Source organism: Dyadobacter sp. 32 (assembly GCF_902506755.1).
Taxonomy (GTDB): domain Bacteria; phylum Bacteroidota; class Bacteroidia; order Cytophagales; family Spirosomataceae; genus Dyadobacter.
In genome coordinates, this window is the sequence record NZ_LR735258.1 from 877,691 (window position 1) to 889,931 (window position 12,241).

Sequence of the window (12,241 nt, forward strand, 5' to 3'; positions counted from 1 at the left end):
TGCCAGGCCCGTTATATGCCTGAAAATTGCAATTTAAGGGCACTAAATCCCCATCATTTTTTCCAGATGATGCATTTCGATGCCGAAATAGGCCTTTGTAGTTTTTATTTTTTGAAGAATCTTTGGATCTCTCACAGTTAGTTTTCGTTGTTTCTGACCCACGATCATTACATTCTTTGGCGTGTGGGCGTCTGAGATGAATTCAATGACTTTTGTTTTGTAACCAAAGTATTCGAGGATCATGGCACGAAGGCCGTCCGTAACCATTTCTGCCTGTCGCTCAAGAAATATACCATATCGGGTCAGAAAGTCCACATCCGTGTTCACTTTTGCCTTTTCAATCTGCCGCCGAATCTGCTTGTGGCAGCAGGGAGCCACAACGATCAAATCTGCGTTGCCGGTGATGCCTTTGTGAATTGCGTCGTCGGTGGCTGTGTCGCAGGCATGCAGTGCAATGAGTATATCCACATGGTCGCTCTGGTAATTCTCGATGGTGCCTTCCTCGAAACGAAGTGATCCGAAATTTGATTTCCGGGCTATTGAATTGCAAAGGGCGACGAGGTCGGGACGAAATTCAACCCCTGTTATCTCAGCATCCATGTTCAGCACACTGGTGAGGTAGTCGTATAATGCAAAAGTGAGGTAACCCTTGCCGGAGCCCATATCCACCACGCTGAGCCTTTCAGTAGCCGGTATGTCTCTGATCAGTGGGCTTAGGAGATCAATATAATGGTTAATCTGTTTGTATTTATCCTGCGACTTTTTAAAAACATGCCCGTCTGTATCGGTGATATTCAAATCGTGCAAGTAAGGTTTGCTGGTGGGGCTTATCGGACGGATCTTATTTTTGTCGTGCTCTTTGGATGGTAAAGTTGTGGAGGATGGATCGCTTTGTTTAAGAATAACTTTACCCGTTTTTTGAATTTCCAGTAATAAATCCAGCTCCGTTGTGAACAGGTTGGCTGTGAGGAAACCCTCCTGAATGTAGCTATTTACTAAGCCTTCGCCCTCGGTTATACCGTGATTTTTCACGATATCCCTTGTTTTATAGCGATAGGTAAAGCTCAACTTTTCTTCCCGCCTGATAACCGCCTTTTTTACATAGATATTTTTAAGGTTCTCCTCTGGTCCTTTGTAATTTCCCAAAGACAACCGTGAGAAAGAGTTGTTCTGTAAACTGCCATGAAGGGTATTTGAAAAGTGCTCAACAGCATCACTTATGTTCATTTGATAAAATAGATTTTCGAATCTCACAACGGTCAAAGAGTAAGCCGGGAGGCTTTTGGCTGCTATTTGACAAGAGATGTTAATTAATTTATTAAAACGGATAGCTTACGCCCTCGGGTAGTTTTTCCACCGCCAGTTTCATCCATTTGCCGTTGATTTTTATGGCTACGATACCATTGTCTTCGTCGTAAAACAGCGTCCCATTACCACTTCCTTTCAATTCCTTGAAGTTGACAAACTTTGCATCTTCTTCATATACTTTTTCGTCATCTCCTTCTGGCTTTTCGGCACGAATGTTATTGCGGCTGATGTTCCCGAGGGTTAGCGCGTTGGTTAACCTAAGTGACCCGTAGAAAAGCGCCTTGTCGCGACCAAACATAAATGAGTGTTGTCTTACATCAGAACCAATTTTGAACCAGTTGTACGCTTTTTCTGAGTGATCATAGGCGGTTCCGTAATAGTAAAGTTCCGCAACGGGCAATGTTTCCTCAATATGTTTGTTGACCAGCATGGTGATACGCGACTTGTCGTCGGTAGCATAACCTTCAAACACATGATAACCCCAGCGTTTTTTGTTTCGTTCCATGGCGTTCCCTCTCACCTGGATCATATAGGGAGTACTGACGATGCCGTTGATATTGGTGTACATTGGCGTAAGTTGAGGGTTGAAACCAAAGCTATAGCCTCTCTCTTTCCAGCGGTTCCAGGTGCTGTCAACGTCTGATGCCAGCTCAATCCGGTTATATCCCGATTGAGCCGATCCCGGAATCAATCTCAGATAGGAATCTGATTTGTTTGCCACTGGTGAATTTTGTCCGTAGGACAGTAGGTACACAAGGCTAAGAATGGTAGAAAGGGCAGTAATTTTCATGAAATTTGTTGCGGTTGGTTGTCTCAAACAGTTACTCCACACCAGGAGGTCTAAAAAGGCAAGTGAACACTTTAACGATACAGCTAATATTATGCCGGGTCAACTGGCGCTATTTTGAGGGATTTCTATCACAATAACCGTTCCTTTTCCTTCGGGATTTTGGATATCGATTTTTCCGGATAGACTTTGTACGCGACTTTTTACATTGCCCAGTCCCATGCCATATTTTATTTGAGATGGCATTCCAGTACCATTATCTGTAATCGTGAGGTAGATGGATTTTGCGTTTTCAGAAAGTGTTATGGCTGCTTTGTCGGCACCCGAATGTTTAAAAATATTATTGGTCAATTCCAGCACGATGCTATACAATTCGAATTCAACCTGATTGCTAAGCCTCTTATCTACAAATGATTGTGAATAGTTGAAATGGATCAGATTACTGTCATTGAGCTTGTCGACGAGCCGTTGCAATGCCATTCCCAGGCCGTGTTCTTCGAGTTCAGCTGGCATGAGATTGTGCGATAAGCTCCTCACTTCCTTGTAGGCAGAAGTGACCATCTGATGAACGCTCTGATAGATTTTTTGCTCTTCGCTGGATAAAACTTTTTTATCAATACCATGTAAGTACCAATTGAGCGAAGCCAGCGTTCCGCCCAGGTGATCGTGCAGTTCGGCCGCTACACGCTTTCTTTCGAGTGTTTGCCCCTCTATCAGTGCTTCCTTGATTTCTGCATTTTTTCTTCGTAATTTTTTATTGTTTAACCAAAGAAATGCAGCAAAAGCCACAATAAGGCAGGAGAATACGATCAGGACTTGCTGTACCCGTTGTTGGTCCTCGATGGTTTTTTTCTGAATTGCCGTACCCATTTGCTCATTTTCATACATCAGCTGATACATGGTGAACTGCCTTTCCAGACGTTCAGTGTAGAGCCTGCGTTTGTTGTAGGTAAGCTGTTCTAGTTGTTTGAAAGCATCCTCATATTTTTTTTGACCGCGGTAGGAGCGTGACAACGACTGGATCGCCCAGTTGGTTTGCTGTTCTGAGTGGTATAGCTCCGCAAAGCTTAGCGCCTTTTGGGATGTTTCAGCTGCTAATTCGTACTTCTGATTGAGATTATAGGTATTGGCAAGATCATTCAGCACATTCAACTGCCCAAATAAGTTGTTTGTTCGCTTATAAATGTCCAGAGATTGCATAAACATTCTTTCAGCTCCGTCAAAATCCCGGCGACGGATGTTGAGAAAACCCTTGCTTTGCAAAACGGATGCTTTTCCCCAAGAGGATCCAATTTTTTCGAATATCTGGAGTGCCTGATCGTAATAAAGCAAAGCAGTTTTTAAGTCGTCTTTTTCCCGAAAACAACTTCCCATACTCTCCAGGCAAACCGCCTTTGCACTGTCTTCATTCAGGCGGTCAAATTCTTTAATGGCATAATCATAATGGATTCGTGCCGAATCCCATTCCCGATACTCGCTGTAACTTTCTCCCAGAAAGCGACGTGCATGGGCAGAGTAAATGGGGAGTTCCGTTTTCTTGGCGAGCTTGAAGGTTTCGTTGGCCAGTTCGCGAAGGACATCGTAGCTCCCATCCAGTAAATAGGCGGTACTGATCAGGTTGTAGGATATCAGCTTCCCTTTATCCCACTGTACTTCCTGAGATAATCTTAGAGCTTTGTTAGCGAATTCCATAGCCTTTTGCGCATCCTGATACAGATAGTAACGTGCTCGTTCGCAAAGCCTGTTAATTTCCACAGTATCCTGCCCCGGATGTGGTACATTCGTTAAATCCGACAATTGGCTGCTGGTCGTTTTTTTTGGGGAACCCTTCATAGAGGAGCACTGGTAACTCATCATGAGCAGACCAACGGCGCACCATACTAAACATCTTGACAAAAATGCCATACAATTTTCTACCAAAATGGAGGTTGCTTCGAAATTGCTCGGAGCACGTTAGAAAAAATTAGGGTCATATATAGAGGGGTTTTTATTTGATGTCAAAGATATGCAATGAATCATCAAAAGGAAATTGTCTATTATCGAATATTACTCATACCCGTACCAACGATTATACGAATCATCTAATTTTTAGTTGATTCACGCTTGTTGTGTGATTTACAGAGTGAGCCCAACCTACTTTCTACTTAAAAATTCACTGTTTTTTATCAAAAATCGATAGGGAAGATCTTTGCCAACGTTAATGCCGATACGAGTGGTGGCTATTATTTCAGGATCAGGAGTAACTGAGGGTGTGATGAAAAGACTGCTTTCCGTTAAAAGTTTATTATTGTGATTAATGCTATTGATGTTCATGGCAACCACCAATTTACCAGGTCCGTTGCATAAATGCTTTACCCCGATTTCTTTCTGAGCGGATGCACCACGATTCATTTTCATCTTACGTCGCATTTGCATGAGGTCCATTCCCTGCGTTGGTTGCAAGGCCCGGATGAGAACGGCCTCTCCTATACCTTCTCGGTTGCTGGCAACATTTACACATTGGTAAATTCCGTAGATGAGGTAAACATAAATGGTTCCGGCAGCGGCGTACATGGGTTCGGTACGGGGTGTTCGCCTCTGGTAGGCGTGGCAGGCAGGGTCATCAGAAAGGTAAGCCTCCGTTTCAACAATAATCCCGGCGGTAATACCGTCGGGACTATCATGAACCAACTCACAGCCCAATAATTTTTGAGCCAATGTAAGCGTATCGTAGGCCTGAAAGAATGAAAGCGGAAGCTTTTTTTTCTTTATCATCAGATGATGTTCATCGTCTGTTCCTTGATCTTTTCCAACTCATCTTTCATCTGTACCACCAGCCGTTGTATGGAGGCATCATTGGCCTTGGAGCCGATGGTATTGATTTCACGTCCTATTTCCTGGGCAATGAAGTTTAGCTTTTTACCATTACTTTCACTTGAATCCAGTGTCTCTGTGAAATAACTCAAATGATTGGCAAGCCTTATTTTTTCCTCTGAAATATCATACTTTTCCGTGTAATAAATCAGCTCCTGCTCAAATCGATTCGGGTCGAAATTCTCGTCCGTAAGTATGTCCCGAATCTGTTTTGCGAGTCTTTCCCGAACTGCCGGAATGCGAAGCTTATCCTGTTCGGTAACCTGATCCAGCAAGGTTTGGATAGTACTGATGTAATCTACCAGTTTATCAGCAGTCATTTTCCCTTCCTGCTCGCGAAACACCGAACATTTTCGGATCGCTTCCTGCACTGCCACTTTCACCTGCGTCCAGTCGGTCTCCCGGTCCGATTCCTCTGCGGTTTCGTTGTTGTAGGCGTTGGGTAGCTGCAAGGCTAAGCGTAACAATTCAGTAGGGTCTGGTGCAAAGCCCATTTGGGTTGCCGTTGAGGAAAGATCCGTGTAGTAGGCCTTGACAAGCTCCCGGTTCACTGATGTCGAAGCAATGGCCTTGCCCACAGGTTGGATGGTAAGTGTTAATTCCACTTTCCCTCTTTCAAGTGCAGAAGTCAGCATATTGCGTATTTCTATTTCTCTTTCAGAATAGTTTCGCGGGATGCGGCAGTAAATATCCAGGAATTTAGAGTTCAATGTCTTGATCTCAACAGTGACGTTGATTGATTCAGATTCGATGTTGGATACACCGTATCCGGTCATTGATTTTAGCATGTAAGCAGTTATTTATAAAGTAATATTTTCAATTTACGTATTCCTTGTCCCCTACGCCCCATACCCTCTGCCCCACACTCAATTAAACCGCTGTTTACCACCGGATTTTGCAGGGTGCTGGCTTTCTGACTGCTGTGGCCTTGAAACCAATGCGTTACGATCCAGCTCAGCGGACTGACCTCGGTACCTTGAGACATCGCACGCAAGGTATATCGCTTTGAGCAAAGAACCTGGCTCTGCCACATTTTTACCAGCAATGTTATAAGCAGTGCCATGGTCGGGCGAAGTTCTTACAACAGAGAGTCCGGCGGTGAAATTGACGCCTTCGTTAAACGCGAGGGTTTTGAATGGGATCAGACCCTGGTCATGATACATGGCCAATACCGCATCATATTGCTTGTAGGTACCGGCGGCAAAAAAACCATCAGCTGAAAACGGACCGAATACCAGTTTCCCTTTTTCTTTAAAACTTTTTACCACCGGCTGCATAATCTCAATTTCTTCGGTTCCGAGAAGACCGTTCTCCCCTGCATGTGGATTGAGTCCCAGAACTGCCAGTCTCGGTTTTTTGATGCCAAAATCACCTCTTAAAGACTGCAGCATCTGTTCTATTTTGGTAGTCAGTTTTTCGACAGTGATGCTGGCGCTTACGCTTTCTAGCGGTATATGGCCAGTAAGGACTCCCACGCGCACGTTTTCAGCGACCATAAACATGAGCGCGTCTTTCACAGAAAATGCTTCGGCCAGGTATTCGGTGTGGCCGGGAAACTTAAAATCGTCGCTTTGAATATTGTCCTTGTTGATTGGCCCCGTAACCAAAGCCTGAATTTTTCCTGCTTTGAGGTCTTCCACCGCTCTCTTGAGGGCGGCTAGGGAACCTTGGCCAGCCTCTGCGGTTATTTTACCGGGCGCTATTTCCGCCTGGTGATCGTGCCAGCACGTAATGACGTTGGTTAATTTGACATTGGCCTGTTCCACTTTTTGTATACCATGAAGTGACCAATCCTTCATATCCAATTGATTCCGGTATTGATTAAGCACACGAAGCGAGCCGTAAATGATCGGCGTACACAATTTTGCTAACTGGTTTCCTTCCAGGGCTTTGAGGATTACTTCCGGTCCAATGCCATTATAATCGCCTATGGTTATTCCAATGGTGGGTTTTTCAATGATTTGATCACTCATGTATGTTAAATGCTATTGACTAGGTCGGTTGTTTTTTTCTGTGTTACTTTTGCGAAAAAGTAATCGAACGGCAAGTTACAAAAAATCCTGTGCTCCTATGAAAATCCTGATTGCAGACACTATGCATAATTCGCTTTTTGAGATGCTGGAGCGGTATAATTTGGATTATTCCTACCACCCTGAATTTACGAGAGCTGATATCATCCGTTCGATATCCGGCTATGAGGGCTTGATTATCAGAAGTAAAACCTCCATTGATGCCGAAATTCTTTCGGCTGCCACTAAACTCAGGTTCATAGCCAGGGCTGGCGCGGGCCTTGATTTAATTGACCTGGGAATTGTAGAAGAAAAAGGAATTTCTCTTTTTCACGCGGGTGAGGGAAACCGGGATGCAGTGGCTGAGCACACCATGGGAATGCTGCTTGGGCTGTTTAATAATATTGTAAAAGCGGATAGAGAAGTACGTTCGGGTACATGGGATAGGGAAGGAAATCGGGGGGTGGAGTTGATGAACAAGACAGTTGGTATTGTTGGTTTCGGGAATAACGGATGTGCTACTGCGCGCCGAATGAGTGGGTTTGGTTGCCGGGTGCTGGCCCACGATAAATACAAGACGGACTTTGGCGACCAGTGGGTGCAGGAAGTTTCAATGGAGCACATCATAGCCCAGGCTGATATTCTTAGCCTGCATATACCGCTGACCGACCAAACGCGCAATCTTGTTGACCACAACTTTATCGAAAATTTTGCCAGGCCATTTTATTTGGTCAATGTGTCACGGGGAGAAATAGTGAAGCTAGACGCTGTGGTAGAGGGACTTAAATCAGGGAAAATTCTGGGAGCCTGTTTGGATGTTCTTGAAAATGAGAAGCTTAAAACACTCACAGTGGCTCAGCAAAATGCTTTTGATTATCTGGCTGCTTCGGATAGGGTGGTACTTACGCCACATATTGCAGGATGGACTCATGAAAGTTATCGTCGGATCAACGAGGTGTTGATGCGGCAGCTCGGCGACTGGCTTGCGACCAATGCTTGAGCAACACTTTCTACTGTAAAACAAATATGCCGACCAATGGTCGGCACGTTTGCATCTATTAGCCATGAAAAATAAAATACTTATTTGCCCAAAGTACCGCGAAGTGCACGTGGGATTTCAACAGAGGCAATCGGGTTGCTTACAGCGGTCAAAATTTGATATTTTTCCGGAGTAACAGCACCCACCTTAACGGATTTGCCCAAATCCAGGTCAGTAACATCTACTTCAACATAATCTGGAATATTTTCAGCCAGACCTTGTACGCGCAATTTACGTAATTTTTGATTCATTTTACCACCTTTCATCACACCTGGTGAAGTTCCTGTCAATTTCACAGGCACATCAACCTTGATTTCTTTGCCTTCAATGATCTGCAGAAAGTCTGCATGAATCAAAGCATCGTTAACCGGGTGAAATTGTTTTTCCTGAAGAATGGCATTATAAAGCGTACCCTCGATATTGAGAGTAACATTGTAAATATCCGGCGTGAAAAGCAACTCACGGAACAACATAGCAGGTGCATAGAAATGAACTTGCTCAGAGCCACCGTACAGTACAGATGGAACATAACCTTGAGAACGAAGTTCCTGGGCTTCCACCTTACCGAGATTCGCTCTTTTAAACCCTACAATCTCATGCGTTTTCATAAGAATAATAATTAAAAAAGTTAAAAAAAATTACTGATAATTTATAAACAATGAACTAATAGACTCGTGATCGCGAATTCTGCCAATTGCTTTTGCGAAGAGCTCTGCAACGGATAATACGCGAATTTTTTCATTCTGTTGCTTCAGAGGAATGGTATCCGTTACAATAAGTTCTTCCAGAACAGAATTGGAGATGTTCTCGTGCGCTTTACCCGACATGATGGCATGGGTACATATCGCCCGAACAGAGCGTGCGCCTTTGTCGAGAATAATTTCACCTGCCTTACAAAGTGTTCCCCCGGTATCAATGAGGTCATCCACCAACACCACGTCCATGCCTTCAACATCACCAATGACCTGCATGCTTGCAATTTCATTGGCACGTTTGCGATGCTTATCGCAAAGTATCATGTCCACGTTAAGGAATTTTGCGAAATTGCGTGCCCTGGCTGCTCCACCCATATCCGGGGAAGCAACAAGCGGATTTTTTAAATTGAGTGATTTTATATAGGGGACAAAGATGGAGGTTCCTTCCAGATGATCCACCGGCAAATCAAAAAAGCCCTGGATTTGTCCGGCATGCAGATCAATTGTCATAAGCCGGTCAACACCTACCGCCGTAAGGAGGTTGGCAACAACTTTTGCAGCAATGGCTACACGGGGCTTATCCTTCCTGTCCTGGCGGGCATAACCGAAGTAGGGTAGCACCACCGTGACATAATGAGCCGAAGCTCTTCTCGCCGCATCCACCATCAACAATAGTTCCATCAGGTTGTCTGCCGGAGGAAATGTGGATTGAATCAGAAATACGTCACAACCTCTTACCGACTCTTCAAAACTGGGTGACAATTCGCCATCACTGAATTTTCGCAGATTGTAGCCACCTAGCTCCTTGCCATAGAAACGGGCAATGTCCTTTGCCAGGTACTCCGACTGACTTCCTGAAAATATTTTTACTGTGTTAAATGAGCCCATGGCGAACTTAAAATTTGCGCAAAAGTAATTAAAATCAGTTAATTAAGATAATATTTTTTAATAAATATCCGATAAAGCTGTATGCAACAGGCGCCAGAAAGCAGTCCTACGCATGCACCAACCAGAATATCTCCGGGGTAATGGACACCCACATACACCCGGCTATAGGAATAGAGACAGGCCCAAAGTATCAATAACCACATATACCTGATCTTATCCCGAAGCAGGGTAAACCACGTGATTGCCAGTGCGAAACTGGTTGATGCGTGGGAGGATGCAAAACCAAATGATCCGCCACATCCTCCTACTTCGTGAACAAGTCCTGAAAGCAATGGCTCGTGACAGGGCCTGAACCGGCTGAAATAGGGCTTCATGATGCCGGAAGTGATCTGGTCTGCCAATACCACGGCGACGATAACTGTAATAACAATAGCAATGGCTCTCATGCCGGTAGCCCGGGCAGTAATCATAACCATTGCCACATACATAGGAAGCCACGTGACCTTGTACGTAACCCAAAACATAATGCTATCCATCCAGGGCTCGTGCCGGCTATTCAGGCACAGGAAAAGATCCTGATCGTAGTTTACGAGGGAATTAACGATTTCTGTCATGAACTGAATCCCAAAACGTCTCTCACTTTGCTGATGGTATGCTGTGCTATCGCTCTTGCCTTGCTCTCACCGCTGGTCAGTATGCTTTCCAGTTCAGCGGTGTTTTCCATGTAGTAATTAAAAATCCGGCGTGGTTCGGCAAATTTTTCAAGAATGTATTCGTAAAGGGCCTGTTTGGCGTGCCCGTAACCATACCCGCCAGCCACATATTTGCTTCTCATGGCGGCGATTTCATCATCAGTGGCAAGCAGGGAATACATTTTAAATGTAATGTCGTTATCAGGGTCTTTGGGCTCCTCAAGACCTTTCGAGTCGGAAAGGATTTTTTTTGTTACTTTTTTGAGATCACTTTCAAGAAGGAAAATGTCGATGTAGTTATGATACGATTTGCTCATTTTCTGGCCGTCGATGCCAGGTATCGTCATAATTCTCTCGTCAATCTTTGGCTCTGGTAAAACGAGTATTTCCTTGCCAGCCAGCTGATTAAATCTGCTGGCAATATCTTTCGTCATTTCCAGATGCTGCTTCTGGTCCTTTCCAACCGGAATGATGTTGGCATCATACAGCAGTATATCGGCTGCCTGCAGTACCGGGTAGGTAAACAGTCCCGCATTTACATCGGCAAGTTTTTCGGATTTTTCCTTAAATGAGGTCGCATTGGCGAGCATTGGAAAAGGAGTGAAGCAATTGAGATACCAGGCAAGTTCAGCATGTTCCTGAATCCTGGACTGGCGCCAAAAAACATTTTTATTGTGATCAAAACCAAAAGCAAGCCATGTGGCCGCAATAGCCCGTACAAACTCCGCTCGCTCTGTTCCGCTTTTCAGCGTTGTAAGCGAATGGAGGTCTGCAATAAAAAAGAATGATTCGTTTTTCGGATTTTTAGAAAGTTCAATTGCAGGAATTATTGCTCCTAAAATGTTACCCAGATGCGGTCGCCCGCTGCTTTGAATTCCTGTGAGGATTCTGGCCATTAACTGTAAGAATTTATCTTATTATGAGTTCAACTTTTTTGTTCCGGAAACCTGATGGCTGGCTTGCATCCCCATTTTGTGGTGTCAATCCGAAGTTCAGTCCAACTGTTTTAACCAGGCGTTAGCCGGAAATTATAACATTCAGAGTTTCCCTCTGAATATCAGTTTTTAACGAATATCGATGCTTCCAAATGTCAAAATTCGTTAAATTGAATCAAAAATTGGTAGTAAATTTGAAATTATATCGAAAGGAAATCGTCAGGATCGATTTCGCGGCAGGTTATGTGCTGATTTGTATAAAATACCTCAAAGACAAATAAAAGAGACTTATTCATATGCTTCAGTCCGCAACATTGCAATTTTTAACGGAGCTCGTCGAAAACAATAACCGGGAGTGGTTTCAGGAGAACAGAAACAAATATGACGCTGCAAAAGCAGATCTCGAACAGTTGGTTGCGTTTTTGATAAAAGAGGTAAGCAAATTTCAGGATCTGGGCAATCTGCAGGTGAAAGACTGCATTTTCAGGATCAACAGAGATATCCGCTTTTCTAAAAATAAAGCTCCCTACAAAAGTAACCTGAGTGCTGGCATTGGCCCTGGCGGAAGAAGTGCTGGAAAGATTGATTACTATCTTCATATCCAACCATCTGGACAATCATTTCTTGGCGGAGGCATGTGGGATCCCACAGCCGAGCAATTGGGGAAGTACCGGCAGGAGATCGACTACAATGCCGGTGAACTCAAGGGCATCATTGAGGATGAGGCTTTTCGGGAATATTTTCCGGAGATCCAGGGTGAGGTTTTGAAAACAGCACCCAAGGGTTACCCAAAGGATCATCCCGAAATAGCTTTGCTCAAACGCAAGGAGCTTTTCTTTACACACAGGTTTTCAGACAAAGAGGTGACTTCGAAGAACTTTGGGGAAAACATTCTGACCGGCATTAAACTACTGAAACCTTATTGTGATTATATGAATTATATACTGAATCACACCCATGAAGAATAGGTAGCAGCTGATTAACACAATTTTCGTTACGCCAAAAGCAACCTGCCCACCGCCCATCAACCTATTA

12 protein-coding genes are annotated in these 12,241 nt (G+C 44.2%); 2 read left to right on the forward strand and 10 right to left on the reverse strand.

What is annotated here, in order from left to right; all coding sequences use genetic code 11:
- Positions 1 to 42 precede the first annotated feature (42 nt).
- From DYADSP32_RS03430 to pdxA, 6 genes are all read right to left on the reverse strand, one after another.
- A complete protein-coding gene (locus DYADSP32_RS03430) occupies positions 43 to 1,227 on the reverse strand; it encodes a class I SAM-dependent methyltransferase (protein WP_149244022.1) in 1,185 nt (394 codons plus the stop codon).
- Between the two features lie 91 nt (positions 1,228 to 1,318).
- Positions 1,319 to 2,098: a hypothetical protein gene (locus DYADSP32_RS03435; RefSeq protein WP_149244021.1), complete on the reverse strand. Its 780-nt coding sequence runs from the start codon at positions 2,096 to 2,098 to the stop codon at positions 1,319 to 1,321.
- Between the two features lie 99 nt (positions 2,099 to 2,197).
- Positions 2,198 to 3,928 (reverse strand): ATP-binding protein, encoded by a 1,731-nt coding sequence (locus DYADSP32_RS03440; RefSeq protein ID WP_414617483.1) that lies wholly within the window; start codon positions 3,926 to 3,928, stop codon positions 2,198 to 2,200.
- Between the two features lie 300 nt (positions 3,929 to 4,228).
- Positions 4,229 to 4,849 carry a DNA-3-methyladenine glycosylase gene (locus tag DYADSP32_RS03445; protein WP_149244019.1) on the reverse strand — a complete coding sequence of 207 codons (621 nt, stop codon included), beginning with the start codon at positions 4,847 to 4,849 and terminating at the stop codon, positions 4,229 to 4,231.
- Positions 4,849 to 5,736, reverse strand: coding sequence for a YicC/YloC family endoribonuclease (locus tag DYADSP32_RS03450; RefSeq protein ID WP_149244018.1), 888 nt, complete (start codon positions 5,734 to 5,736; stop codon positions 4,849 to 4,851). The genes DYADSP32_RS03445 and DYADSP32_RS03450 overlap by 1 nt, the downstream gene beginning before the upstream one ends.
- A gap of 78 nt (positions 5,737 to 5,814) precedes the next feature.
- Positions 5,815 to 6,921, reverse strand: a complete 1,107-nt coding sequence (pdxA, locus tag DYADSP32_RS03455) for a 4-hydroxythreonine-4-phosphate dehydrogenase PdxA (protein ID WP_149244017.1) — start codon at positions 6,919 to 6,921, stop codon at positions 5,815 to 5,817.
- 97 nt (positions 6,922 to 7,018) lie between these two features.
- On the opposite strand from pdxA, the gene DYADSP32_RS03460 reads away from it, so the two are divergent.
- Complete coding sequence (locus DYADSP32_RS03460; protein WP_149244016.1) at positions 7,019 to 7,957, forward strand: 2-hydroxyacid dehydrogenase; 939 nt, start codon at positions 7,019 to 7,021, stop codon at positions 7,955 to 7,957.
- Between the two features lie 80 nt (positions 7,958 to 8,037).
- On the opposite strand, the gene DYADSP32_RS03465 is transcribed toward DYADSP32_RS03460, so the two are convergent.
- From DYADSP32_RS03465 to trpS, 4 genes are read right to left on the reverse strand one after another with little or no spacing between them, the layout of a single operon-like run.
- Entirely contained in the window at positions 8,038 to 8,604 is a 567-nt protein-coding gene (locus DYADSP32_RS03465) for a 50S ribosomal protein L25/general stress protein Ctc (RefSeq protein ID WP_149244015.1), read from the reverse strand.
- 30 nt (positions 8,605 to 8,634) lie between these two features.
- Positions 8,635 to 9,579, reverse strand: coding sequence for a ribose-phosphate pyrophosphokinase (locus DYADSP32_RS03470; RefSeq protein WP_149244014.1), 945 nt, complete (start codon positions 9,577 to 9,579; stop codon positions 8,635 to 8,637).
- A 38-nt stretch (positions 9,580 to 9,617) separates the two neighbouring features.
- Positions 9,618 to 10,193, reverse strand: a complete 576-nt coding sequence (locus DYADSP32_RS03475; RefSeq protein WP_149244013.1) for a phosphatase PAP2 family protein — start codon at positions 10,191 to 10,193, stop codon at positions 9,618 to 9,620.
- Complete coding sequence (gene trpS / locus DYADSP32_RS03480; protein ID WP_149244012.1) at positions 10,190 to 11,167, reverse strand: tryptophan--tRNA ligase; 978 nt, start codon at positions 11,165 to 11,167, stop codon at positions 10,190 to 10,192. The genes DYADSP32_RS03475 and trpS overlap by 4 nt, the downstream gene beginning before the upstream one ends.
- A gap of 335 nt (positions 11,168 to 11,502) precedes the next feature.
- Between trpS and DYADSP32_RS03485 the strand changes: the two genes are divergently transcribed.
- Positions 11,503 to 12,174: a DUF2461 domain-containing protein gene (locus tag DYADSP32_RS03485; RefSeq protein WP_149244011.1), complete on the forward strand. Its 672-nt coding sequence runs from the start codon at positions 11,503 to 11,505 to the stop codon at positions 12,172 to 12,174.
- Positions 12,175 to 12,241 lie beyond the last annotated feature (67 nt).

What these genes read in the sequence shown, in the direction of transcription:
- DYADSP32_RS03430 (WP_149244022.1), bottom strand. Translation starts at nt 1,227, where the DNA reads ATGAACATAAGTGATGCTGTTGAGCACTTTTCAAATACCCTTCATGGC.
- DYADSP32_RS03435 (WP_149244021.1), bottom strand. Translation starts at nt 2,098, where the DNA reads ATGAAAATTACTGCCCTTTCTACCATTCTTAGCCTTGTGTACCTACTG.
- DYADSP32_RS03440 (WP_414617483.1), bottom strand. Translation starts at nt 3,928, where the DNA reads ATGAAGGGTTCCCCAAAAAAAACGACCAGCAGCCAATTGTCGGATTTA.
- DYADSP32_RS03445 (WP_149244019.1), bottom strand. Translation starts at nt 4,849, where the DNA reads ATGATAAAGAAAAAAAAGCTTCCGCTTTCATTCTTTCAGGCCTACGAT.
- DYADSP32_RS03450 (WP_149244018.1), bottom strand. Translation starts at nt 5,736, where the DNA reads ATGCTAAAATCAATGACCGGATACGGTGTATCCAACATCGAATCTGAA.
- pdxA (WP_149244017.1), bottom strand. Translation starts at nt 6,921, where the DNA reads ATGAGTGATCAAATCATTGAAAAACCCACCATTGGAATAACCATAGGC.
- DYADSP32_RS03460 (WP_149244016.1), top strand. Translation starts at nt 7,019, where the DNA reads ATGAAAATCCTGATTGCAGACACTATGCATAATTCGCTTTTTGAGATG.
- DYADSP32_RS03465 (WP_149244015.1), bottom strand. Translation starts at nt 8,604, where the DNA reads ATGAAAACGCATGAGATTGTAGGGTTTAAAAGAGCGAATCTCGGTAAG.
- DYADSP32_RS03470 (WP_149244014.1), bottom strand. Translation starts at nt 9,579, where the DNA reads ATGGGCTCATTTAACACAGTAAAAATATTTTCAGGAAGTCAGTCGGAG.
- DYADSP32_RS03475 (WP_149244013.1), bottom strand. Translation starts at nt 10,193, where the DNA reads ATGACAGAAATCGTTAATTCCCTCGTAAACTACGATCAGGATCTTTTC.
- trpS (WP_149244012.1), bottom strand. Translation starts at nt 11,167, where the DNA reads ATGGCCAGAATCCTCACAGGAATTCAAAGCAGCGGGCGACCGCATCTG.
- DYADSP32_RS03485 (WP_149244011.1), top strand. Translation starts at nt 11,503, where the DNA reads ATGCTTCAGTCCGCAACATTGCAATTTTTAACGGAGCTCGTCGAAAAC.